Annotated in this window: 15 protein-coding genes and 1 other RNA gene; 2 read left to right on the top strand and 14 right to left on the bottom strand. The window is 72.8% G+C overall.

Features of this window, described 5'->3' with window-relative positions:
- Positions 1 to 301: 301 nt before the first annotated feature.
- From OG500_RS14925 to ftsE, 7 genes are all read right to left on the bottom strand, one after another.
- Positions 302 to 2,614, bottom strand: coding sequence for a HelD family protein (locus tag OG500_RS14925; RefSeq protein ID WP_329580593.1), 2,313 nt, complete (start codon positions 2,612 to 2,614; stop codon positions 302 to 304).
- Positions 2,615 to 2,843: 229 nt separating this feature from the next.
- Positions 2,844 to 3,215: a transfer-messenger RNA gene (gene ssrA / locus OG500_RS14930) on the bottom strand.
- Positions 3,216 to 3,323: 108 nt separating this feature from the next.
- The gene (locus OG500_RS14935) at positions 3,324 to 4,655 is read right to left on the bottom strand and encodes an alpha/beta hydrolase (protein WP_329580596.1); all 1,332 of its coding nucleotides are present in this window, start codon (positions 4,653 to 4,655) and stop codon (positions 3,324 to 3,326) included.
- 91 nt (positions 4,656 to 4,746) lie between these two features.
- Complete coding sequence (gene smpB / locus OG500_RS14940; RefSeq protein ID WP_327067167.1) at positions 4,747 to 5,223, bottom strand: SsrA-binding protein SmpB; 477 nt, start codon at positions 5,221 to 5,223, stop codon at positions 4,747 to 4,749.
- A gap of 61 nt (positions 5,224 to 5,284) precedes the next feature.
- Positions 5,285 to 6,448, bottom strand: a complete 1,164-nt coding sequence (locus tag OG500_RS14945; protein ID WP_327067168.1) for a S41 family peptidase — start codon at positions 6,446 to 6,448, stop codon at positions 5,285 to 5,287.
- A 24-nt stretch (positions 6,449 to 6,472) separates the two neighbouring features.
- Positions 6,473 to 7,384 carry a permease-like cell division protein FtsX gene (ftsX, locus tag OG500_RS14950; protein WP_327067169.1) on the bottom strand — a complete coding sequence of 304 codons (912 nt, stop codon included), beginning with the start codon at positions 7,382 to 7,384 and terminating at the stop codon, positions 6,473 to 6,475.
- A 55-nt stretch (positions 7,385 to 7,439) separates the two neighbouring features.
- Positions 7,440 to 8,129 carry a cell division ATP-binding protein FtsE gene (gene ftsE / locus OG500_RS14955; RefSeq protein ID WP_145905956.1) on the bottom strand — a complete coding sequence of 230 codons (690 nt, stop codon included), beginning with the start codon at positions 8,127 to 8,129 and terminating at the stop codon, positions 7,440 to 7,442.
- 500 nt (positions 8,130 to 8,629) lie between these two features.
- On the opposite strand from ftsE, the gene OG500_RS14960 reads away from it, so the two are divergent.
- Positions 8,630 to 8,824: a hypothetical protein gene (locus OG500_RS14960; RefSeq protein WP_327067170.1), complete on the top strand. Its 195-nt coding sequence runs from the start codon at positions 8,630 to 8,632 to the stop codon at positions 8,822 to 8,824.
- 75 nt (positions 8,825 to 8,899) lie between these two features.
- Here the strand turns inward: OG500_RS14960 and prfB are convergent, their stop codons facing one another.
- The 3 genes from prfB to OG500_RS14975 form a co-directional block, all read right to left on the bottom strand.
- The gene (gene prfB, locus OG500_RS14965) at positions 8,900 to 10,009 is read right to left on the bottom strand and encodes a peptide chain release factor 2 (RefSeq protein WP_327067171.1); all 1,110 of its coding nucleotides are present in this window, start codon (positions 10,007 to 10,009) and stop codon (positions 8,900 to 8,902) included.
- Between the two features lie 16 nt (positions 10,010 to 10,025).
- Entirely contained in the window at positions 10,026 to 11,327 is a 1,302-nt protein-coding gene (locus tag OG500_RS14970) for a serine/threonine-protein kinase (protein ID WP_327067172.1), read from the bottom strand.
- 168 nt (positions 11,328 to 11,495) lie between these two features.
- A complete protein-coding gene (locus tag OG500_RS14975) occupies positions 11,496 to 13,376 on the bottom strand; it encodes a serine/threonine-protein kinase (protein ID WP_329580604.1) in 1,881 nt (626 codons plus the stop codon).
- 304 nt (positions 13,377 to 13,680) lie between these two features.
- Here OG500_RS14975 and OG500_RS14980 point away from each other — a divergent pair, with 304 nt between their 5' ends.
- Positions 13,681 to 16,446 carry an FtsK/SpoIIIE domain-containing protein gene (locus tag OG500_RS14980; RefSeq protein WP_329580607.1) on the top strand — a complete coding sequence of 922 codons (2,766 nt, stop codon included), beginning with the start codon at positions 13,681 to 13,683 and terminating at the stop codon, positions 16,444 to 16,446.
- Between the two features lie 116 nt (positions 16,447 to 16,562).
- On the opposite strand, the gene OG500_RS14985 is transcribed toward OG500_RS14980, so the two are convergent.
- From OG500_RS14985 to OG500_RS15000, 4 genes are all read right to left on the bottom strand, one after another.
- The gene (locus OG500_RS14985; protein ID WP_327067175.1) at positions 16,563 to 21,524 is read right to left on the bottom strand and encodes an NAD-glutamate dehydrogenase; all 4,962 of its coding nucleotides are present in this window, start codon (positions 21,522 to 21,524) and stop codon (positions 16,563 to 16,565) included.
- A gap of 286 nt (positions 21,525 to 21,810) precedes the next feature.
- Positions 21,811 to 23,436: an L-glutamate gamma-semialdehyde dehydrogenase gene (gene pruA, locus OG500_RS14990; protein ID WP_327071568.1), complete on the bottom strand. Its 1,626-nt coding sequence runs from the start codon at positions 23,434 to 23,436 to the stop codon at positions 21,811 to 21,813.
- A gap of 104 nt (positions 23,437 to 23,540) precedes the next feature.
- A complete protein-coding gene (locus OG500_RS14995) occupies positions 23,541 to 24,197 on the bottom strand; it encodes an HAD family hydrolase (RefSeq protein WP_329580611.1) in 657 nt (218 codons plus the stop codon).
- Between the two features lie 68 nt (positions 24,198 to 24,265).
- The gene (locus tag OG500_RS15000) at positions 24,266 to 24,775 is read right to left on the bottom strand and encodes a DUF6912 family protein (protein ID WP_327067177.1); all 510 of its coding nucleotides are present in this window, start codon (positions 24,773 to 24,775) and stop codon (positions 24,266 to 24,268) included.
- Positions 24,776 to 24,814 lie beyond the last annotated feature (39 nt).

Consider the following 24,814-nt stretch of genomic DNA (forward strand, 5'->3'; position numbering starts at 1 on the left):
GGCCCCGATCGTCGCACCTACCAGGGGCTTCCCAGAAATATCGTCCGTTGATTGCACGGAACCGACAACAGAGGATGCGGTGAACCTGGACAAGCACCGAAAATCCGCCGTATGGGATTGCCTGTCGGGACCGATGGGTTACATTGGACGGGACACCGGCTCGATCCAAGCCCCCGGGCCCAACCTTAGTCGCTTCGAGCGACCACTTGCCGCGAGGCGAGCATGGCGGGTCGGTGTCACCAACGTAGGACTGTGGCCCCCACCTCCGGTGGGGGCCACAGTCGTTGACGGAGCGTCAGGTTCAGCGCAGCAGCGCCGGGACCCCGGCCGCGTCCGGCAGGTCGTCCGGGCCGGACAGCACGGTCAGCCGCTGGGTGGCCCGGGTCAGCGCCACGTAGAGCACCCGCAGACCGGCCTCCGACTCGCCGGCGATGCCGGTCGGATCGGCGACCACCGTCGCGTCGTACTCCAGGCCCTTGGCCTCCAGGCTGCCCAGTGCCACCACCCGCTCGCCCAGGTCCGCGATCCACTGCGCGGCCTCGGCCCGGCGGTCCATCGGGACCACCACGGCGACCGTGCCGTCCACCTCGCCCAGCAGCCGGACCAGCTCGGCCCGGGCCGCAGCCGCGAAGGCGGCGGGCTCGACCGCGGTCACGGCCGCGAACCGCGGCTCGATCCCGGTGGAGCGCACCGCGGTCGGCGAGGGGGTGCCCGGCGCGGCCAGCTCCAGCACCTTGGCCGCCACCTCGGCGATCTCGGCCGGGTTGCGGTAGTTCACGGTCAGCGTGTGGCGTCGGCGCGGCTTGCCGGACAGCACCTCGTCCAGCGCGCTCCTGGCCTCCTCGGGGAACGGCCAGGAACTCTGCGCCGGGTCGCCGACGATCGTCCAGGTCGCCATCCGGGACCGGCGGCCGATCATCCGCCACTGCATCGGGGTGAGGTCCTGCGCCTCGTCCACGATCACGTGGGCGTACTCGGTGCGCTCCACCGGAACCGCGGTCCGCTGGCGGGCGCTGCGGTCGGCGTAGGTGGTCACCTCGTCCAGGCCGGTGAGCAGGTCGACCGCGTCCACCTCGCGCACCTTGGGCCGGGCGGGCTCGCCGAGCAGCAGCTGCAGCTCGTCGATCAGCGCCACGTCGTGCGCCGACAGCGCGCCCCGGCCGCGCTCGTCCAGGTGGCGCCAGGAGGCGGCCAGCAGGCGGGCCTCCTCGGGCGTCACGACGCGCCGGGCGATCCGGTTGGTGTGCTTGCTCTGCCGCAGCGTGGCGAGCACCTGACGCGGGGTCAGCGCGGGCCACCAGGCGTCCAGGAAGTCCAGGAACGGCGCCTCGTCCGAGACGTACTCGTCGAAGCTCTCCTTCTGCTCCTGGCGCTGCTCGCGGGAGAAGTGGTCGGCGGGCGCCGGCAGGTGCCGGGTGGCCTCCGACCAGAGCGCGTCCAGCAGCAGCCGGCGGGCCCGGGGGCGCAGCAGGTTGAGCGGGGTGCCGCCGCTGCCGATCACGTTGCCGCGCACCGTGCGCAGCCGGGCGGCGTCCAGGCGCACCACCTCGCCGCGCGCCGCCACCCGCAGCTCGGTGGGCGCACCGCCGACGGCGGAGCCGCTCATGGACACTTCCAGCGCGGCCCGCGCCGCGCGGCGCAGCAGCTGGACCATCCGGGCCGAGCCCTTGACCCGGGCCACCTCGGGCGTGTCGTAGCGCTCGGCCTCGATGCCGTCCACCAGGCTGCCGACCGCGCGGATGGCCACCTGGCCCTCCTCGCCGAGCGAGGGCAGCACGCCCTCGGTGTAGGAGACCAGCAGCGGGGTCGGGCTGACCACCAGGATCCCGCCCGCGTAGCGGCGCCGGTCCTGGTAGAGCAGGAAGGCGGCACGGTGCAGCGCCACGGCGGTCTTGCCGGTGCCGGGGCCGCCGGTGACCAGGGTGGCACCCGCGGCGGGGGCCCTGATCACCTCGTCCTGCTCCTTCTGGATCGAGGAGACGATGTCGCGCATGGTGTGACTGCGGGCCCGGCCCAGCGAGGCCATCAGCGCGCCGTCGCCGATCACGGCCAGCTCCTGGCCGTCCAGCGTGGGGGTCAGGTCGGGGCGCAGCAGGTCGTCCTCGACGCCGATCACCTTGCGGCCCTTGGAGCGGATCACCCGGCGGCGCAGCACCCGGCCCGGCTCCAGCGGGGTGGCCCGGTAGAACGGCGCGGCGGCCGGCGCCCGCCAGTCGATCACCAGGGGGCCGTACTCCGCGTCGAGCACGCCGAGCCGGCCGATGTGCAGGGTCTGCGCGACGTTCTCGTCGGCCGGATCGAGCGGGGTGAAGGAGGGGATGCCGTGCTCTTCGGGGGCGTCCGCCTGCTGGAGGTCGATCCGGCCGAACAGGAAGTCCTCGAACTCGTTGTTCAGCCGGTTGAGGTGGGTGCCGGCCCGGTAGACCTGGGCGTCCCGCTCGGCGAGCGCGCCGGGGGTGCCGACCTGGACCCGCCGGGCGGCGTCCTCCAGGACGTACTCGGCCTCGGCGAGCTTCTCTTCCAGGCGCTGGTACACCGTGTCGAGGTGCCGCTGCTCACCGGCGATCTCGCGCTCGCGCAGCCCCTCGGCCGAGCTGTTCGCGGCGGTGGTCATCACGGTGTTCGTGGTGCTGGTGCCCGATGGTGCCGTGCCGGCCTCGGTGGTTGCGGCCGCGTGCTGCCTGCCGTGCGCGCCCAAGGAATCCCCTGTCGTACGTCTCGTCTGCTGGTGGGAGAAGACCGCCGTCCAAAGTCGGCGGACGGACGATCCTACTCCCGGACCCCGGCCGGAGAAACACGAAGGCCGCCTTCCGTCGAGGAAGGCGGCCCGCATGCACATGGGATGGTGGAGATGCCGGGAATCGAACCCGGGTCCAGTGGAGTGGATTCAGGACTTCTCCGAGCGCAGTCCGCTGTGCTTTTCTCGGCCCTGGCAGTCACGCGGACAAGCCGCCAACGGGCCCAGCTACTGTTTGATTTCCCACCCGCCCCCGTAACCGGGGCGGACGGTTCAGTTCCCTAGATTAAGCCAGGATCCGAGTCGGGAACTCCCCGGTCTGACTCCTTGGCTACTCGCTGCTCAGGCAGCGAGCGCGAAGGTCTCGCGCTTAGTATTGGCGATTATTTTTTTGCGACAGATGGTTAACGAGATCATTGCCGCGTTCCTCGGCTCGCTTCTCCTGTTTCGACGTCCCCTGTCGAAACCGATCATCCCCATGTTTTTTTAAGAAGGTACAGCTTCCTGAGAAACAACTCCGGGTGATCAGCATCGCCCGGTGGTGCTCCGCCCATGGTACGCGCCCGGTTTGGCGCGGTCCAGCCGATTACACCTTCGGGTCGGGCGAACCCTTCGGGGCGGGGCCCGGCGCCGGTGCATCGGGGACCGTGGCGGGCTTGCCGGCGTGCGGGCCCGGGGTGCCCAGCTGCTGGGAGAGCCAGGGCAGCGCCTGGGCGAACGCGTTGGAGGCGAACTGCCACACGTGCCGGCCCGGCTGCACGGTCTGCTCGCACCTGATCCCGTCCTTGCGCGCGGCCGCCGCCAGCTCCTTGCCCTGGGCGGTCTGCCGGCTCTCCTGGTCCCCGCTCTCGAACCAGCCGGCGGTGTCGCGGAACTTGGCGTGATGAGCCAGTACGGTCATCGGATCGTGCGCCGCCCAGGCCGCCGCGTCGCCGCCGTAGAGCTTGTCGATGGTCTGCTGCTTGTCGCCGGTGTTGGGGCCGATGTCACCGGAGATGTCCTCGAAACGCGTGAAGACCCCGGGGTGTTCGACCGTCAGGTCGATCGCACAGGTACCGCCCATCGACCAGCCGACCACGCCCCACTTGCGCGGGTCGGCCGACGTGTCGAAGGTCTTCTCCACATAGGGCGGAATGTCCTTCACCAGGTGGTCCTCGGCCATCCCGCTGGGCCCGTCCACGCATTCCGTGTCGACCTTGAATCCGCCGGTCGCGTCCGCGAAGACCAGGACCGGGGCGAAACCACCGTGCTGCGCCGCGTACGCGTCCGCGGTCTGCACCGCGTCGCCGGCCCGCACCCAGTTGTCGGGGGCCGCGTACTCGCCGCCGATCATCTCCAGGACCGGCAGCTTGGGGCGGGTCTTGCTGCGGAACCAGGCCGGCGGCAGGTAGACCAGCTCCTGGCGATGGGCGAAGCCGCTGGCGGTGTCGGGTATGTCCACCTGCACGATCCGGCCGGTGGTGGTCCTGCCGGTGAGCGAGCCGAGCTGATCGAGCGTCACCTGCTGGGGCAGCGGGGCACCGCTGAGCTCCCCGATCGCGTCGTCCAGGGTGGGGAAGTAACCGGTGGAGGCGTTCAGCGCGTTGGCGCCGGCCAGCACCGCGAGCAGCCCGGCCAGCGGCGCCACCGCACGGCGCCACCAGCGCGCCGAGCGCCAGCCGGCCACCAGCACGGTCAGCGCGAGCACGGCCGCGCCCAGCCACCACCAGAGCGCGAGCGGCAACGGGTCGGTGACCCCGCCGACGGTGACGGTCAGCAGGCCGAGCAGCGCGGTCAGCACGGCCGCGACGCCGATCGCCAGCGGCGCCCGGCGCAACCGCCAGCGGCGGTCCCGCCAGCCGACGGCGAGGAGCAGCGCGGCGGCTGCCGCGAGCTGGACGGTCCACGGGAACCAGCCGTCCAACAGGGAGACGTTCATGCCGCGATCGTACTGATGCTTCCCTGGACAAAAGGTCGCTGATCAGGGCAGCTCACCCCGTTGGGACCAAGCTGCTACAGAAGGGGCACAATCAGCCCTGGCGGCGGCGCACGGCGGCGACCGCGCGGGCCGTCTCCCGGGTGTCCTGCTTCTCGCGCAGCGTCTGCCGCTTGTCGTAGAGCTTCTTGCCGACCGCGAGCGCCAGCTCCAGCTTGACCCGGCCGTCCTTGAAGTACAGCGAGAGCGGCACCAGGGTGTGGCCGGTCTCCTTGGTCTTCGCCTCCAGCTTGCGGATCTCCATCTTGTGCAGCAGCAGCTTGCGCTTGCGCCGCGCGGAGTGGTTGGTCCACGTCCCCTGGGTGTACTCGGGAATGAAGACGTTGTCGATCCACACCTCGCCGGCCTGGGTGTAGGCGTAGCCGTCCACCAGGTTGGCCCGGCCCTCGCGCAGCGACTTGACCTCGGTGCCGGTGAGCACCATCCCGCACTCGTAGGTGTCGAGGATCGTGTACTCGTGTCGCGCCTTCTTGTTCTGCGCGATCAGCTTCTGTCCCTTTTCCTTTGCCATAGCACCGGCCATTCTCGCATCCCGGGCAACCGCTCGGCAGCCGGTTTACCGGTGGGCACCGTTACGGGCGGGCGGCGGCGGTGCCCAGGCCGTCGAGCACCCGCAGGGCGAGGGTGTCAGCGGTCACCGGGTCACCGGCCCGGACGTCGGGGAGCAGGCCGGTGCCCTCCGGGGAGTGCCCGGCCGGGGTGAACCAGCGGCCCACGGTGAGCTCCAGGACCGAGCCGTCGGGCAGCCGGCTGGGCTGCTGCACGGTGCCCTTGCCGAAGGTCCGGCTGCCCACCAGCACCGCCCGGCAGCGGTCCTGCAGCGCGCCGGCCAGCAGTTCGGCGGCGCTCATCGTGCCGCCGTCGACCAGCACCACCAACGGGGTGGCGGTGTCCCCGCCGGGTGCGGCGGTCAGCTCCCGCCGCTCCCCGCCGACCAGGTAGGAGGCGACCGGGCCGCCGTCCAGCAGGGCCGAGGCGGCGGTGACGGCCTCGGCCACCAGGCCACCGGAGTTGCCGCGCAGGTCGAGCACCGCGCCGCGGGCGGGGGCGTGCCGCAGGGCCGCCGCGATCTGCTCGCCGACGCCGGTGGTGAAGGCCCGGGCGGTGATCCACAGCACGCCGGGCGCGGGGTGGTCGACCGCGACGTCCTGGGCCGCGAGCACGGTGCGGCGCACCGTCACCTCGCGCGGCGCCGCACCGGGGCGCTGGACCGTGAGCCGCACGGCGGAGCCGGGGCCGGCCGGGCGTCCGGCGGCTGCTGGGGTGCCGGGCCGGCCGCGCAGCCGGGCCACCACCTCGGTCACCGGCAGCCGGTCCACCGGCGTGCCGTCCACCGCGAGCAGCCGCTCGCCGACCCGCAGCCCGGCGGCCTGGGCCGGTGAGCCCGCGGTCAACTCGGTGATCAGCGTGGCACCGTCGTCGTCCCGGTCCACGAAGAGGCCGGTGCCCAGGTACTCGCCGTCCAGGCCCTGGGCGAACTCGGCGTACTCCTGCGGGCTGTAGTAGGCGGCCCAGCGGTCGTCGCCGCGGGCCACCAGGCGCTCGGCCTGCTGCGGGGAGAGCGCCGCCGCACCCGGCCCGCCGGCCGGCGCGGCGTCCGCGGCACTCCAGCGGCGCGGCGCGGCGGCGGGCCCGGTGCCACCCCAGGCGCCCACCGCGGCGCCGCCGAAGAGCACCGCGCCGAACAGCAGGCTGAGGGTGGCGCCGTGGCGTGCCCGCCGCCAAGTCGCGCTCATGGACCGGAGTGTAGGCGCCCTTCGCTAGACCTTCAGGTACTTGCGCAGGGTCAGGAAGGCCGCGACCGCCGCCATCGCCATACCGGCCACGATCAGCAGCGGGATCACCTGCAGCACCGAGGACAGGCCGATGAAGTGGATGAACTGCACCTTCTTGGCCAGCCAGCTCTGCACGCCGTAGTTGCCCAGCAGCAGCAGGCCGGAGGCCAGCACCGCGCCGAGCAGCGCGGCGAACGCCGCCTCCGCGATGAACGGCATCTGCACGTAGAAGTTGGAGGCACCGACCAGGCGCATGATCCCGGTCTCGCGCCTTCGGCTGAACGCCGAGACCCGGACCGTGTTGACGATCAGCAGCAGTGCCACCGAGAGCATCAGCACCATGATCACGAAGGCCGCCGTCTGCAGGCCGTTGAGCAGCCCGAAGAGGTTGTCCAGGATCTGCCGCTCGTCCTCCACCGAGCGCACGCCCGGATGGCCGGCGAAAGCGCTCTGGATCACGTCGTAGCGGGTCGGGTCGCTCAGCTTGACCCGCCAGGAGGACGGGATGGCGTCGGCACCGAGGACGGAGACCAGGCTGTTGTCCGGGTTCATGTCCTTCCAGTGCTTGTACGCCTCCGCCTGGGTCTCGAAGGTCGAGCTCTCGACCAGCGGCTTGAGCTTGTCCAGGCCCGCCTTGACGTCGGCGATCTGCTGGTCGGTGGCCGCACCGTTCGCACACTGCGGGGCGTTCTTCGCGTCCGCCTTGGTGCAGAAGTAGATGCTGACCTCGACCTTGTCGTACCAGTACCCCTTCATCGAGTTGACCTGGTCCCGGACCAGCAGACTGGCCCCGGCGAGCGCGAGCGAGAGCGCGACGCTGACCACGACCGCGATGGTCATGGTCAGGTTGCGGCGGAGACCCACACCGATCTCCGACAGGATGAACTGGGCGCGCATGAGCTTCTTCTACTCCAAGGTGAATGCTGGCGGACCGACGGCGGGCGGGAGCCGGCTAGTGCTGGTATCCGTAGACGCCGCGGGCCTGGTCGCGGACCAGCAGCCCCTTGTCCAGTTCGATCACGCGCTTGCGCATCTGGTCGACGATGGCCTGGTCGTGGGTGGCCATGAGCACCGTGGTCCCGGTGCGGTTGATCCGGTCCAGCAGCTTCATGATGCCGACCGAGTTCTGCGGGTCCAGGTTTCCGGTCGGCTCGTCAGCGATCAGCAGCATCGGGCGGTTGACGAAGGCTCGGGCGATCGCCACGCGCTGCTGCTCACCACCGGAGAGCTCGCCGGGCATCCGGTCCTCCTTGCCGCCGAGGCCGACCAGGTCGAGCACCTCGGGCACCACCTTGTTGATGGCGCTCTTCGGCTTCCCGATGACCTCCAGCGCGAAGGCCACGTTCTGCGCCACGGTCTTGTTCGGCAGCAGGCGGAAGTCCTGGAAGACGGTGCCCAGTTGGCGCCGCATGTGCGGCACCTTCCAGTTGGACAGCTTGCCCAGGTCCTTGCCGAGCACGTGCACCTCGCCCGTGCTGGGGCGCTCCTCGCGCAGGCACAGCCGCAGGAAGGTGGACTTGCCGGAGCCGGAGGAGCCGACCAGGAAGACGAACTCGCCCTTCTCGATCTCCAGCGAGACCTCCGACAAGGCGGGGCGGTTCTGCTTGGGATAGGTCTTGGAAACGTTGTCGAATCTGATCACGGCTGCATCACGGAGGCCATCCTAGGCGGAACAGCTGACGACGCGGACAACTACCGTAACCCGATCGTTACTTCGGGCCGATGAGGCCCACCGGTCGCACCATTCCTGGGTCGGTCCCACCCCGCGAGTCGGCCGGGGCGGGCGGTGGAGGCGGCCGGGGCCGCTCCTTGGCTCGGGACCATACGCGACCCGGCTTACGCCGCGCAGGGCGCTCCGCCGAACACAGCGGGTGAATTGTCCGTTCTTGGGGAGGAATGACGGGAAAATTGCGAGCCATTTCACAGCGGCTCCAGGGTTTCGCGGTCCGCTTGTCGCCAATGTGATGATTGAGGGAGAAGTGCCCGCCCGGGGTTCCCCGGCCCGGGCGCCGGATGCCCCGGAACCTGGCAGAGTAGAGGCAAACCGCGATGCCGCGGCCCGCGCCGCTCCCCCACCCGGGTCAGGCACGGGAACCATCGGGCCCCCCGGTGCGTTGGCAGTAGCAGCAAGGAGGAGATCGCATGACGTGCGACCATCTGGTGTGCGCCAACTGCGCCGGCCGCGTGAGCGAGGGCCGCTGCCCGGTCTGCCGTGCCCAGCGCGCCCGGCTGCAGGAGCAGCAGAGCCCCTTCGCCGCGCTCTCCCCCGCCACCCTGCTCGCCCTGCTGGCCGCACTGCTGGCAGTGGCGCTGATCTGCCGGCAGGCGCTGGCGTAATCAAGCCGAAGAAAGAGAAGCGGAAGGGCCCGGACGCTGGCGTCCGGGCCCTTCCGCTTCTGCTTTGCCCACTCTTTACTGAGCGGCCTCGCTCTGCTTGCGCCAGCGGATGCCGGCCTCGATGAAGCCGTCGATGTCGCCGTCCAGCACCGCCTGCGGGTTGCCGACCTCGTACTCGGTGCGCAGGTCCTTGACCATCTGGTACGGGTGCAGCACGTAGGAGCGCATCTGGTTGCCCCAGGAGCTGCCGCTGTCCTTGAGGGAGTCCATCCGGGCCTTCTCCTCCTGGCGGCGCCGCTCCAGGAGCTTGGCCTGCAGGACGTTCATCGCCGAGGCCTTGTTCTGGATCTGCGAGCGCTCGTTCTGGCAGGAGACCACGATGCCGGTCGGCAGGTGGGTGATCCGCACCGCCGAGTCGGTGGTGTTGACGCCCTGGCCGCCGGGGCCGGAGGCGCGGTACACGTCGATCCGCAGCTCGCCCTCGTCGATGTCGACGTGGTCGCTCTGCTCGACGACCGGGAGCACCTCGACGCCGGCGAAGGAGGTCTGGCGGCGGCCCTGGTTGTCGAAGGGCGAGATGCGCACCAGGCGGTGGGTGCCCTGCTCGACCGAGAGCGTGCCGTAGGCGTAGGGGGTCTTCACGCTGAAGGTGGCGGACTTGATGCCGGCCTCTTCGGCGTAGGAGGTGTCGTAGACCTCGGTCGAGTAGCCGTGCCGCTCGGCCCAGCGCAGGTACATCCGCATCAGCTGCTCGGCGAAGTCGGCGGCGTCCACGCCACCCGCCTCGGCCCGGATGTTGACCAGGGCCTCACGGGCGTCGTACTCACCGGAGAGCAGTGTGCGCACCTCCAGCTCCTCGACCGCCTTCTTGACCGAGGCCAGCTCGGTCTCGGCCTCGGTGCGGGTGTCGGCGTCGCCCTCGTCCTCGGCCAGCTCGAACAGGATCTCCACGTCCGCGATCCGGCTGCGCAGGTTCTCCACCCGGCGCAGCTCGCCCTGCAGGAAGGAGAGTCGGCTGGTGACCTTCTGCGCGTTCGCGACGTCGTCCCAGAGGGCGGGGGCTGCTGCCTCCTCCTCCAGACGTTCGATGTCGGCCCGGATCTTGTCCAGGTCGAGGACGGCCTCGATCGACCCCATGGTCGTTTCGAGGTTCTTGAGCTCTTCGGAAGGATCGACGGCTGCCACGCCACCAGCCTAATGGCTAGCGCGGTGCACCGGGACCGGCCGGTGGCCCCGTGCTCGCCACGGAGCCCGCCACCGCCGCCGCGCCGTGCGTGAAGGAACCGCCCGAGTGGTGGTGTCCGCCGCCCCCGAAGGCGCCGAAGGCGGCGATCGCGCCGGCCACCAGCAGCACCACGGCCAGCAGCACCGCGAGCTGCCGGCGGCGACGGACCAGCGCCCGGCGCCCGGCGCCGCGGTGGCCGGCGGCCGGTGCGGAGCGCTGGGCCCGCGACTCGGCCGCGTAGCCGGCCAGCTCGTGGGCGGAGGGGCGGCGCAGGCTGGTGTGGGTGTCCCGGGTGGAGTCGGGCGCCGGGGCGGGGACCAGCGGCACGGCCGGGCCGCGCCGGCGGCGGTGCGTCCCGGAGCCGGTGTCCGCCTCGGCGTAGACGGCCTCGGCGGGGGTCAGCGCCTCCTCGGCCGGCGGGCGGTCCTGGGCGGGCAGCGCCAGCGGCGGCAGACCGGCCAGCGCGGGCAGCTGCTCGCGCAGCCGCTCGGCCAGCTCGGCGGCGCGCAGCCGGGAGGCGGGGGCCTTGGCCAGGCACTCCGCGATGATCCGCCACAGGCCGTCCGGCAGCCCGGGGACCGGCGGCACGCTCTCGGTGACGTGGCGGCGCAGCACCGCCCCGGTGTGCCCGCCGCCGAACGGGGTGAAGCCTGCCAGCAGCTCGTACAGCACGGTGGCCAGCGCGTAGATGTCGACGGCCGCCCGCGGCTCCAGTCCCTCGATGATCTCGGGGGCCAGGTAGTCGGGGGTGCCGATGATCCGGGTCGCCCTGGTCCGGCGCGGGGCGTCGACGAGGCGGGCGATGCCGAAGTCGGTGAGCTTGGCCCGCGGCGCGCCGCCGGGGCCGGCCGGGGCCGCGAGGTCGAGCATCACGTTCTCCGGCTTGACGTCCCGGTGCACGATGCCGGCCGCGTGGGCCGCGGCCAGGCCGTCCGCCACGTCCGCGATCACCGAGACGGCGGCCTGCGGGGCCAGCACGCCCTCGCGCTCCAGCCGCGAGCGCAGGTCGGTGCCGTGCACCAGCTCCATCACCAGAGCCAGGTCGTCGCCGTCCACCACCATGTCGCGCACCCCGACCACCCGGGGGTGGTCCAGGCTGGTGAGCGCGGCCCGCTCCTGGACGAAGCGGCCGACGAGCACCTGGTCGGTGGCCAGGTCCTCGCGCAGCAGCTTGACGGCCACCGGTCCGTCTGGTCCCTCGCCCAGCCACACGGTGCCGGCGGACCCCCGGCCGATCACCTGGTGCACGGTGTACCGGCTGCCGATCTTGCGTGCCAATGCTGCTCCGTGGGCGGCGGGAGCGTTCCCGGGACGTCGCGGGGGTCCGGGAACGCTCGTGAGGTCGGTGCGTCACCGACCAACCTACGCGCCCCGGACCCCTCCGCGGGACCTCGATGCCGTCATTTGTCGACAAAGAGTCAATGCCGACCGCTCCGTGGCGGTCCGTCAGTTCCCGGTGACGGAGTGCCAGGTGCTGCTGATCCAGCTGGTGGTGGAGGTGACCGCGCTGTGCACGTCGGTCCAGTAGCGCGGCAGCGGCGTGAAGTTCCACAGCGCGATCGCGGCCACCGCCAGGATCAGCAGCACCATCAGGCAGCCCTTGAGGCAGCCCAGGCCCGGGATGTACATCCGGTTGCGGCTGCGCGGGCGCGGCTCGCGGCGGGGCCTGGCCTCGCGCTCCGGCTCCGGCTCGCGCTCCCGGGGCAGCGGCGGCTCGGGGCGCCGCGGCGGCATCGCGGGCGGGGCCTGGCGCTGGGCCGGCTCGCGGTAGGCCTGTTCACCGCTGTAGCGCGGGTCCGGCTCGGCGTAGCCCTGCCCGGCGTACGGGTCCCGCTGGCCGCCGGGCGGCTGCTGCGGGCGCCGGGCCTGGTACGGCGGCGGGGCCACCGGCGGGCGCTCGGCACGACCGTAGCCCCGGCCCTGCTCGCCCCGGTAGGGCTCCTCCCGGTAGGGCTCGCCCTGGTACGGCTCGCCGCGGCCGCCCGGCGGCGGGTAGCCGCCCGGCCGCGGCTGGCCCTGCTGCGGGTAGCCGTAGCCGCCGCCCTGGTAGGCCTGCGGCGCCTGCTGCGGCTCGAACTCCTCGGCGGCGAAGACCTGGGTCTGCTGGTTGCGGTCGCGGGCCGCGCGCAGCTGGGTCTGCCAGGGGTGCGGGGCCTCCGGCTGGGCCGGGCCCGGCGCGGCCGCCGGCGGGCCGGCCGGCGTGGGCGGCATCATCCGGGTCGGGTCGGCGCCCGACAGGTGCGCGCCGCCCGGAGCCGTGGGGGCGCCGTGCGGCATCACCTGGGTGGCCGCGCCCGGGTCGTACTGCGCGGTCAGCAGCTGGGTGGCCGGGTCCGGCTGGCCCGGGGCGCCGGCCTGGCCTGCGCCCGGCAGTGTGCTGCCGGGGCCGGTCCCCGGCACCTCGGCCGGCTGCGCCTCGGGCACCAGCAGCGCGCCCACGGCGAGCGCGGCGTCCACCGCGGCCGGTGCGGCGTGCACGCCGACCCCGGCGGCCACCACCCGCAGCGCGTGCGCCAGCGAGGTGGCGCTCGGGCGCTGGGCCGGGTCCTTGCGCAGGCAGCGCTCGACCACGGTCCACAGCGGCTCGGGCATGCCCGGCGGGCGCGGCGGCTCCTGGGTCAGGTGGGCCTGGAGCACCTGGAGCGCACCGTCGCCCTGGAACGGCGCGCGCCCGGTGACCAGCTCGTAGAGCATGATCCCGGCGCCGTAGATGTCCACCGCGGAGGTCTGCGGGCGGCCGCTCGCCGACTCGGGGGCGACATAGGCGGGGGTGCCGACGAACTCGCTGGTGCGGGTGATTCCCGGGGAGTCGGCCAGCCGGGCGATGCCGAAGTCGGTGAGCATCGGGTGCAGCTGCTCGCCCTGGCCGTCCACGTAGCTGCTGGCCAGCAGCACGTTGGCCGGCTTGAGGTCGCGGTGCACCACGCCGTCCGCGTGGCTGACCGCCAGCGCGTCGGCGATCTGGGCCATCAGCAGCGACGCGGCGATCGGGCTGAGCGGGCCGTTGGCACGCAGGTAGCGGTAGAGGTCGGGGCCGTCCACCAGGTCCATGACCAGGGCCAGCAACTCGCCCTCGACCACCAGGTCGCGCAGCCGGACGATGTTGGGGTGGCTCAGCCGCAGCAGCACCGAGCGCTCGCGCAGGAAGCGCAGCACGATGTCCTGGTCGGCGGCCAGCTCCTCCTTGAGCACCTTGACCGCGACCTGCTGGCCCGGCTGCAGGTCCGCCAGCCCGGCGTCCTCGCGTACCCGCCCGCGCCAGACGGTGCCCATGGCACCACGCCCGATGGTCTCCTCGAGCAGATACTTGCTGCCTACCGGCCGCACCTGGTGCACTCCTTGCCCTACCGAGGCCTACCGTCGCCTGCGGGCGATAGTCCGTGTGTGCGGCAACTCTAACGGTGTCCGCCAAACCCCAGCCTGATGACCGGCCCCCGCGTGTGGACGGTGGTGGCCGGATCCGGTGCTCCGGGCCGCCTTGACCTGAGTCCCCGTCGGCTCCACCATGGCGATGATCACAAGATCGTCAAATCCGGTACGGTGCGCGGACTGTCAGTCCCGGGTGGCAGGATGAGGACCAGCACTCCTGTGGTCCAACACTCATCACGAGCAGAGGGGAACCCGGGGCGAGATGCAGATCCGGCTGACGGTCCTCCGACCCCGCGTGGGCGCGGGCGTGCCCGCACCCGCCACCGACGTCCTGGTCACCGCCCCGGTCGGTACGACCCTCGGCTCGCTCGCGGTGGCGCTGGCCGGTGCCGTGGGCGTGCGCGGCGCACGCAGCGCCACCCATGTGCACCTGTACGCCGGGTCCCAGCGGATCGACGAACGCACCCCGCTCGGCCACCCCCCGCTGCTCGACGGCGCGGTGCTCGCGCTCGGCGAGCCCGATCCGGACGCCGACGAGCCGCCCGCCGGGCCCGCCGCCGAGCTGCGCGTGGTCGGCGGCCCGGACGCCGGCGGCGTGCATCGGCTGCACGGCCGCCAGGTGCGGGTGGGCCGCTCCAGCGAGGCCGACGTGCCGCTCGACGACCCCGACGTCTCCCGGCTGCACCTCTCCCTCCAGCTGGCCGCCGACGGCACCGTGACGGTGCACGACCTCGGCTCGACCAACGGCACCGTGCTGGACGGCCGCATGCTGGGCGAGGAGCCGCGTGCGCTGACCGAGGGGGCGCTGCTGCGCCTGGGCGAGTCCACCGTGACCCTGGCGGCCGCCCCCGGCGCCGAGCAGGCCCGCGCCACCATGCCGGACGGCCTGGGCCACCTCCAGGTCAGCCCGCCGCCCCCGGCCCGGCCCAGCCCCCCGGTCGCCGAGCAGCCCGAGCTGCCCGCGCCCGGCGGAGCGGGCCGCACCCGCTCGCTGCTGGCCCGCCGGCTCGGCCGCGCCGCCGCACCCGCCCCGGGCGCACCGGCCGGCGCGCGGGACGCCGCCCAGCAGCACGCCCAGGCCCGCGAGCGCCAGGCCACCGCGCTGCGCGAGCGCTGGCCCGATCCCGCCACCCTGCTGCTCAGCGCGCTCGGCCCGGGCCCGCGGCTCTGGGAGCGGGTGCCCGCCCACCCCGACGCGCTCACCCTGCGCCTGGGCACCGCCGACCTCGCGGGCGGCCCCGGCACCACCCCCGGCACGGTGCTGCCCGCCGTCCCGGTCACCGTCGACCTGCGCCGGGCGGGCAGCCTGGGCGTTGCCGGCCCGCGCGTGCGGCTGCTCGGGCTGGCCCGGGCCCTGCTCGCCCAGCTCGCCACCCTGCACCCGCCGAGCGGGCTGAGCCTGGTGGTGGTCAGCGCCGACGAGCGGCAGCAGGCCGAACGGCGCACCGCCGACTGGGCCTGGTCGCTCTGGCTGCCGCACCTGCGCCCCGGCCACGGCCAGGACTGCCGCCTGCTCTTCGGCCTGGACCCCGCGCAGGCCGAGCAGCGCCTGACCGAACTCGCCGAGCGCGAGCCCGAGGAGGCGCAGCCCGCCACCGTGCTGCTGGTGGACGGCGACCCGGGCTCGCCCCGCTCCCGCCAGGCGCTGGAGCGGCTGCTGCGCCACGGCCCGGCCGCCGGCGTCTTCGCGCTCTGCCTGGCCGAGCACGCCGAGCAGCTGCCCCCCGGCCTGGGCGCCACCGCCACGGTCACCGGCGAGGTGGCCACCCGGCTGACCGTCGCCGGCGGCGAGCAGCGCACCGAGGAGGTCGCGCTGGACGCCGTCTCGCCCGCCTGGGCCGAGCGGCTGGCCAGGGCGCTGGCCCCGTTGCGCGAGGCCGCACCCGTCTCCCGCGGCCCGCTGCCGGAGGCGCTGCGCCTGCTCGACCTGCTGCGTCTGGACACCGTCACCCCCGCCAAGCTCTCGTCCCGCTGGGACGACCTGCCCAGCACCGCCGGTACCGCCGCCGCGCTGCTCGGCACCACCAGGGACGATCTGTGCACGGTCGACCTGGCCGGCTCCGAGCTGACCGGCCCCGGCCACCTGCTGGTGGGCGGCGCCCGCGGCGCCGGCAAGAGCGAGCTGCTGCGCACCCTGGTCGCCTCGCTGGCGGTGGGCGAGCGCCCGGACCGGCTGCACGTCCAGCTGATCGGCGGACGGGACGCGGGCCTGGCCGCCTGCGCCGAGCTGCCGCACGTCACCGGCCAGCTGGACGCCGCCGGCGACCCGCGCCGGGCGCTGCTGACCGCCGAGGCGCTGCACGAGGAGCTGGCCCGGCGCGAGGCGCTGTTCGCCGGGCGCTCGTTCCCGGTCTGGTTCGCCGAGCAGGCGCTGGCCTCCCGGCCGGCCGTGATCGGTCAGCCGCGCAGCGCCGAGCCCGCGCCCGCCCGCACCCCGGTGGCCGCGGTCGCCGGGGCTGCCCCGGCCCCGGTTGCCGGGACGGCACAACCTACCGGCAGTGCCACCGTGGTGGCCGACGCGCCGCCCGTGCGCCTGATCGTGGTCGTCGACGACTACGACGCGCTGCTCTCCCCCACCTCGCCGGCCGGCCGCCCGCTGGCCCGCGCGCTGGCCGCCGTCGCCCAGCGCGGCGCCCGGCTGGGCGTGCACCTGGTGGCGGCCACCAGCCGCCCGGAGCTGAGCGCGGGCAGCGAGCTGGCCGAGGCCGCGCACTGGCGGATCGCACTGCGCACCGACCACCCCGGCGACTCCGAGCTGCTGGTCCACGTCGACGACGCCGCCGCGCTGCCCGAGCAGACCCCCGGGCGCGGCTACCTGCGCCGCCCGGACGGCGCCGTGCTGGCCTTCCAGACCGCCCGGGTCAGCGGCCGGATCCCGCGCACCGCCACGCTGCGCCCCACCGTGGTCGCCGTCGACCCGGCCCAGCTGGGTGCTCCGCCGACCCGCCGACCGGTGCGCGAGCTGGGCAACGGCCCCACCGACCTGGCGCTGCTTGCCAGCGCGCTGCAGCGGGCGGCCCAGGGCTGACCGCCCGCCCGGCAACCGCCCGCCCGGCAACCGGGCGCAGGCGGCACAGCGCAGAGCAGAGCGGCGGGGCCGCACCCGAAGGTGCGGCCCCGCCGTGCTGTCCTGTCCTGGCGACGTCAGCGCATCGAACCGGTGCGCAGCAGCGTGCGGATCACCCGCATGGCCACCGAGAGGCTGGACAGCGCGTAGGTGTCCGATCCCCTTATGTCGTCCAGCGTGGTCTGCGCCCGGCTCAGCAGCGTGCTGTTGCGCTCGGTCCAGGCGCTGTAGCGCTCCTCGCTGGTCGCGTTCTCCCCGCCGCAGGCCAGCACGTCGTCGGTGAGCTGGGCGTGCACCGCGAAGAGGTCCTCGCGGATCGAGGTGCGCGCCATCGAGGACCACCGGTCGGTGCGCGGCAGCTCGATGATCCGGTCCAGCAGGTGCGTGATGCCCAGCCGGTCGCCGAGGTCGTAGTAGAGGTCGGCGACCTCGGCCACGTCCTTGCCCGAACGGTCCGCGACCTCGGTGATGTCCAGGGTCGGGAAGACCGAGGAGAGCCCGGCGACCCGGGTGGCCAGCGCGTCGGGAACGCCCGCCCCGGTCAGCTCGCTGTGGATCTTCTCGAACCAGGACAGGTTCTCGCCGCGCAGCGGCTTGGGCAGGCTGGTCCACACCTGGTCCACCCGCTGCTGGAAGAAGTCGATCGTCGAGGCGATGTCCAGCGGCTGGCGACGGTTGTTGAGCATCCACCGGGTGGCCCGCTCGACCAGGCGGCGCGAGTGCAGGCGCATCCGGGTCGCGATCTCGGCCGGGATCCTGTTGTCCAGGCCCTCGACCTCGTCCCAGATCTTCTCCAGGCCGAAGACCGCGCGAGCGGCGGTGTGGGTGCGGGCGATCTCCTCGTAGGTCGCCCCGGTTTCCTCGCGCAGCCGGAAGGCGAAGGTGCAGCCACCGCGGTTGATCGTGTCGTTGACGATCAGGGTGGTGACGATCTCCCGGCGCAGCGCGTGGTTGTCCACCGCGTCGGCGAAGCGCTGGTGCAGCGCGTTCGGGAAGTACAGGTGGAGGGTGTCGCGGAAGTACGGGTCGTCGGGCAGCCCGGTGGCGAGCAGCTCCTCGGCCAGCGTGATCTTGGTGTAGGCCAGCAGCACCGACAGCTCGGGCTGGGTGAGCCCGAAGCCGTTGGCCTGACGCTCCTTCAGCTGCTTCTCGCTGGGCAGGAACTCCAGCCCGCGGTCGAGCAGGCCGTCGGCCTCCAGCCGGTTGATCATCCGCGAGTGCACGTTGACCATGCTGTGCGCCTGGGCCACCGCGTTGGCCAGCACCACGTTCTGCGCGTAGTTGTTGCGCAGCACGAGCCGGCCGACGTCCTCGGTCATCTCGGCCAGCAGGACGTTGCGCTGCTTGACCGTCATGTCGCCCTCGGCGACCACCTGGTTGAGCAGGATCTTGATGTTCACCTCGTGGTCCGAGGTGTCCACGCCGGCCGAGTTGTCGATGGCGTCGGTGTTGATCCAGCCGCCGCGCCCGGTGCCGTCGGGGCCCGCCGGGCCGCCGCTCTGGGCGTACTCGATGCGACCGAGCTGGGTGCAGCCGAGGTTGCCGCCCTCGCCGATCACCCGGGCCCGGATCTGGCTGCCGTTGACCCGGATCGCGTCGTTGGCCTTGTCGCCGACGTCCGCGTTGGTCTCCCGCTCGGACTTGACGTAGGTGCCGATGCCGCCGTTCCAGAACAGGTCCACCGGGGACTGCAGGATGGCCTTCATCAGCTCGGCCGGGGTGAGCTTGGCGACCTCGATGCCGAGCGCGGCGCGGGCCTGGGGGCTGAGCTGGATCGACTTGGCGCTGCGCGGGAAGACCCCGCCGCCGGCCGAGATCAGCGACTTGTCGTAGTCGTCCCAGGAGCTGCGCGGCAGGTCGAAGAGCCGGCGCCGCTCGGCGTAGGAGGAGGCGGCCTCCGGGTTCGGGTCCAGGAAGATGTGCCGGTGGTCGAAGGCGGCCACCAGACGGATGTGCTCGCTGAGCAGCATGCCGTTGCCGAAGACGTCACCGGACATGTCGCCGATGCCGACCACGGTGAAGTCCTCGGCCTGGGTGTCGACGCCCAGCTCGCGGAAGTTGCGCTTGACCGACTCCCAGGCGCCGCGGGCGGTGATGCCCATGCCCTTGTGGTCGTAGCCGGCCGAGCCGCCGGAGGCGAAGGCGTCGCCCAGCCAGAAGCCGTACTGCTCGGCCACGCCGTTGGCGATGTCGGAGAAGGTCGCGGTGCCCTTGTCGGCGGCGACCACCAGGTAGGTGTCGTCCTCGTCGTGGCGGACCACGTCGACGGGGTGGACGACCTGGCCGCCCTTCAGGTTGTCGGTGATGTCCAGCAGCGCCGAGATGAAGGTCTTGTAGGACGAGATGCCCTCGGCCAGCCAGGCGTCCCGGTCCACCGCCGGGTCCGGCAGCTGCTTGGCGACGAAGCCGCCCTTGGCGCCGACCGGCACGATCACGGTGTTCTTGACCATCTGGGCCTTGACCAGGCCGAGGATCTCGGTGCGGAAGTCCTCACGCCGGTCGGACCAGCGCAGACCACCGCGGGCGACCTTGCCGAAGCGCAGGTGCACGCCCTCGACCTGGGGCGAGTAGACCCAGATCTCGAACGCCGGGCGGGGGGCCGGCAGGTCGGGGATCGCGTGCGGGTCGAGCTTCATCGACACGTACGGGTGCCACTGGCCGTCCGCGGCGCGCTGGAAGAAGTTGGTCCGCAGGGTGGCCTTGATCAGGTGCAGGAAGGAGCGCAGGATGCGGTCCTCGTCCAGCGAGACGACCTCGTCCAGCGCACCCGACAGCTCCTCCAGGATGCCCTCGGTCAGCTCGTCGGCGCCCAGCTGGTGGCTGGGGCTGAGCCGGGCCTCGAAGAGGTTGACCAGCAGGCGGGTGGTGTGCGCGTTGTTGCGCAGCGCGTCCTCGACGTAGTCCTGCGAGAAGGTGCTGCCGGCCTGGCGCAGGTACTTGGCGTACGCGCGCAGCACGACCGCCTGGCGCCAGTTCAGGCCCGCGGTGAGGATCAGGCCGTTGAAGCCGTCGTTCTCCGCGCGGCCGGTCCAGGTGGCGGCGAAGGCCTCCTGGAAGCGCTCGCGGGCCTCGTCGGTCAGCTCGGTGCTCTCCCGCAGCCGCAGGCCGAAGTCGTAGATCCAGGCCGTGGTGTGGTCCGAGCGGCGCAGCGCGTACGGGTGCTCGTCGAGCACCTCGACGCCCAGGCGCTGGAGCACCGGCAGCACCTCGGTCAGCGAGATCGGACCGCCGACCCGGTAGACCTTGAAACGGCGCTCGTCGTCGCTCGCGCCGACCGGCTGGTAGAGGTTGAGCCGGAAGTCGCCCTCCTCGCCCAGCGACTCGATCTGCTTGAGGTCGGCCACCGCGGTGCGGGCGGTGAAGTCCGCGCGGTAGCCGTCGGGGAAGGCGTTGGCGTACTTGTGCGACAGCTCGGCGGCGCGCTCCTCGCCCAGCTCCAGCAGCAGCTGGTCGTTGAAGCCGTCCATCCAGAACCGGGCGGCCTCGGCCAGCTTGGCCTCGATCCGCTCGACCTCGGCCTCGGTCAGCTCCGGCAGCTCGCTGCCCGGGGCCACCCGGACCACGAAGTGCAGCCGGGTCAGCACCGACTCGGTGGACCAGACCGTGTAGTCGATCGCCGCGCCGTTCAGCTCCTGCATCAGGATGTCCATCAGGCGCAGCCGGATGCGGGTGGTGTAGCGGTCGCGCGGCAGGTAGACCAGCGCGGAGAAGTAGCGCCCGTACTCGTCCTGGCGCAGGTAGAGCCGCAGCTTGCGGCGCTCCTGGAGGTACAGGACGCTGGTGGCGATCTGCTGGAGCTCCTCGGCGGGGGTCTGGAAGATCTCGTCGCGCGGGAAGGTCTCCAGGATCTGGAGCAGGTCGCGGCCGTCGTGGCTCTCGGCGGAGAAACCGGAGGCGTCGACCACCTCCTGCACCTTGCGGCGCACCACCGGGATCCGGGTGACCGACTCGGTGTAGGCGGCCGAGGAGAACAGGCCCAGGAAGCGGCGCTCGCCCACCACGTTGCCGGCGGCGTCGAACTTCTTCACGCCGACGTAGTCCAGGTAGGCCGGGCGGTGCACGGTCGAGCGCGAGTTGGCCTTGGTCAGGACCAGCAGCTTCTTCTCGTGCGCCTTGGCCCGCACCGGGGCGGACAGGCGGCCGAAGGACTCGCTGACCGGGTGGTGGTCGGTGTCGATGCTCAGCGGGTCGGAGCGCAGGATGCCGAGACCGGTGCCGGGGATCGCCCGCAGCACCTCCTCGCCCTCGTGCTCGACCAGGTCGTACTCGCGGTAGCCGAGGAAGGTGAACTTCTCGTCGGCCAGCCAGCGCATCAGCTCCCAGGCCTCGCCGACCTCCTGCTCGGGCAGGTGGGCCGGGGGCTGCTCGGCGAGCTCGTCGGCCAGGCGCAGCGCGGAGGTGCGCATCTTCGCCCAGTCCTCGACCACCTCGCGCACGTCGCCCAGCACGCGGCGCAGGTCGGCCTCGATCTGGCGCAGGTCCTCGCGGTCGCTCTCGCGGTCGATCTCGATGTGCATCCAGGACTCGACGGTGGCGTCCGCGGGCCACTCGGCGCCGGCGGCCTGGCTGCGCGAGCAGGCGTCGATGTCGAGGATCTCCAGCAGCTTGCCGGTGATGTCACGGCGCACGATCAGCTGCGGGTGGATGACCAGGTGGATCGCCCGGTTCTGGCGGGACAGCTCGTTGGTGACCGAGTCGACCAGGAACGGCATGTCGTCGGTGATCACCTCGACCACCGTGTGGCCGCTGGACCAGCCGTTCTCGTCGACGGTCGGGGTGGAGACCCGGACCTCCGCGGTGCCCTGGGGCCGCTTGAGCCCCAGCCGGTAGTGCGAGGCGGCCGCCCCGTAGACGTCGACCGGGTCGCGGTCGACCAGGTCCTCGGGGGCGGTGTGGAGGTAGTAGTGGTGCAGGTACGCGGTCAGAGCGCCGTTGCCCAGACCCTCTCCGGGCGCCGCTCCCCCCACCTGGCTGTGCTCGGCGGCGGCGGCCGCCTTGACGAGCAGTTCGGCCTTCGCCGCGTCCAGCTTGGTCTGCATGGCTGTTTGGCTCCTGTCGCGCGCCGTTGCGTGACTCGGTGGTGGTCAGGATGTGCACCGCCGGGCCTGTCCGCAATCCTCCCGCACCATCCTGGCCGGAGGCGCTCAAGGCACGCTTAAAGAACCTCCCGCCTGGGTACAACAGGTCTTTCGGCCTGTGGAAGTGCCCCGACGACCCAGCCAGCCTAACGGGCGAAAACCAGGGTGTCAGGGGACAGGGAGGCGCAAAGTCGAAGGGAGATCCACTCTTCCTGGACAGGTTGTCCAGTTGGCGGGGGTGCGCTGGTCAGCCCAGGTGCGGGTAGCCGACCTGGGTCGGGGGGACGAAGGTCTCCTTGATCGTCCGGGCCGAGGTCCAACGCAGCAGGTTCTGCGCGGCGCCGGCCTTGTCGTTGGTGCCCGAGGCCCGGCCGCCGCCGAACGGCTGCTGGCCGACCACCGCGCCGGTGGGCTTGTCGTTGACGTAGAAGTTGCCCGCCGCGAACCGCAGCGCCTCCGTCGCCTCGGCGATGGCCTGCCGGTCGGTGGCGAACACCGCGCCGGTCAGGCCGTAGGGGGCGTCGCCGTCCACCGCGGCCAGCGCCTGGCTCCAGCGGGCGTCCTCGTAGAGCTGCACCGCCAGGATCGGGCCGAAGTACTCGGTGCTGAAGATCTCGTTGCGGCCCGTGCCGCCGACCAGCACGGTGGGGCGCACGAAGTAGCCGATCGCATCGTCGTACTGGCCTCCGGCCACCAGCTCGACGTCCGGGTCCCCCTTGGCGCGCTCGATCGCGTCGCGGTTCTTGGCGAAGGCCCTGGCGTCGATCAGGGCGCCCATGAAGTTGGTCAGGTCGCCGACGTCACCCACCGTCAGGGCGTCGACCCGGGCCAGCAGCTCGTCCTTGATCCGCGCCCAGAGGCTGCGCGGCAGGTAGGCGCGGGAGAGCGCGGAGCACTTCTGGCCCTGGTACTCGAAGGCGCCCCGGATCAGCGCGGTGGTGAGCGTGGCGGGGTCGGCCGAGGGGTGGGCGATCAGGAAGTCCTTACCGCCGGTCTCCCCGACGATCCGCGGATAGCCGCGATAGCCCGCCAGGTTGGCCCCGATGGTCTGCCAGAGCGTGCGGAAGGTGGCGCTCGAACCGGTGAAGTGCAGGCCCGCGAGGTCGGGGCTGGCCAGCGCCACCCGGGAGAGCGCCTGGCCGTCCCCGGTGACCAGGTTGATCACTCCGGGCGGCAGTCCGGCCGCCTCCAGCAGGCGCATCAGGTGGTGCGCCGCGAAGGTCTGGGTGGGCGCGGGCTTCCAGACCACGGTGTTGCCCAGCAGCGCCGGGGCGGTGGGCAGGTTGCCGGCGATCGCGGTGAAGTTGAACGGGGTGACGGCGTAGACGAAGCCCTCCAGCGGGCGGTGGTCGGTGCGGTTCCACACGCCCGGCGAGGACTCGGGCTGCTCGGCCAGGATCTGCCGGGCGAAGTGCACGTTGAAGCGCCAGAAGTCGACCAGCTCGCAGGGCGCGTCGATCTCGGCCTGCTGGACGGTCTTGGACTGGCCGAGCATGGTGGCCGCCGCCAGCGTCTCGCGCCAGGGCCCGGCCAGCAGCTCGGCGGCGCGCAGGAAGACCGCCGCCCGGTCGTCGAAGGAGAGCCGGCGCCAGTCGGGACCGGCTTCGAGCGCCGCCGCCACCGCGAGCTCGGCGTCCTGGGCGGTGGCGTTGCCGAGCACGCCGAGCCGGGCCGCGTGGTGGTGCGGCTGGACCACGTCGATCCGCTCGCCGGAGCCGAGGCGCTGCTCGCCGCCGATCGTCATCGGCAGCGCGATCGGCTCGGCCGCCAGCGCGTCCAGCCGCTTCAGCAGCCGCGCGCGCTCCGGGCTGCCCGGAGCGTAGCCGTGCACCGGCTCGTTCACCGGGACGGGCACCTTGGTCACGGCGTCGATCGGCATGGCGGGCTCCGCTCCGTGGGACTGTGGTCAACCAAGATTGACCACGGCACGGCCCCGGGCCGGGCGGCGACACACCGGTGGCCGCCCGGCGGCGCGGGTCAGCCGGTGATCTGCCGGGCCAGCGCGACCGCCTCGGCCAGGCTGTCCACCACCGGGACCCCGACCGGCTCCAGGTTCGCCCGGATGTGCGAGCCGCCGGTGTAGAGCACGGCGTGCGCGCCGGCCTGCCGGGCCGCGAGCGCGTCGTCGGCCGCGTCGCCGATCACCACCGTGCGGGCCGGCTCCACCTGCGGGCCGAGCGCGGCCAGGTGGCGCACCAGCGAGGCGGCCTTCTGCCCGTGCGAGGGACCGGTGCGCCCGTCCACCCGCAGGAAGTGCCGCTGGATGCCGAAGGCCTCCACCGCGGGCAGCAGGCGGCGGTGCTCGTACATCGACAGCAGCGACTGGGTCCCGCCCTCGGCCGCCCAGGCGGCGAGCAGTTCGGGGGCGCCCTCGGTCAGCAGGCAGCCGGAACTCAGCTCGGCGTAGCGCTGCTGGAAGGCGGCGTCCAGCCGCTCCCACTCGGCCCCGCTGGGCTGGAAGCCCAGCACCCGCTGGTAGAACCGCGGGATGGGGATCTCGTACATCTCCCGGTACTGCTCGAGCGTCAGCGGCGCGCCACCGACCAACGCGAAGGCGGCGTTGCTCGCGCCGACCACCGCCGCCATGTCGTGCAGCAGTGTGCCGTTCCAGTCCCAGACGATATGAGTTCGCACCCCGGCACGGTAGCGGCTGTCACTGACAGCTGTCCGTCCTGCGGTGGGACGGGAGGTTGCGCGACGGCTCAGGCCAGCAGCCCGGGGATCTCCTGGGTGGCGAACCAGAGCAGCTCGTGGTCCTCGGCGCCGTCCACGCTGAACTGCGCGTCCTCGTCGCCCGCGTCGGCGGCGGCGATCGCACCGGCGGCCGCCGCGACGTCCGCCTGCACCTCCTGGTCGCCGGCGTCGGCGTGCACGGCGGCGGCCTTGGCCAGCCTGACCGGGCCGGCCAGCACGACCCGGCCGAGCGAGGCCTGGTCCTGGTACTCGTCACCGGGGAACGGCTGGACGGCGCCGTCCGCCACGTCCAGCGCGACCACCACGCGGCGGCGCGGCGCGGCGGGGTCGGCGGCCAGCAGCCGCAGCGAGGACTGGGCGGCGCGGACCAGCGCGGCGTACTCCAGCTCCTCCAGGTCGTCGCTGACGTACCACTCGCGCAGCGCGGGGGTGACCGCGTAGGCAGCGGACTGCTCCAGCGCGCCGTCCGGGTGCGCCTGGGCCAGGGCGGCCAGGGTGGTGGGGACGTAGACACGCATCGGGGGCACGCTCCGCAGTCGTGGGACATTCGGGTGTTC

It is taken from the genome of Kitasatospora sp. NBC_01250 (assembly GCF_036226465.1).
In the GTDB taxonomy this organism is placed as follows: domain Bacteria; phylum Actinomycetota; class Actinomycetes; order Streptomycetales; family Streptomycetaceae; genus Kitasatospora.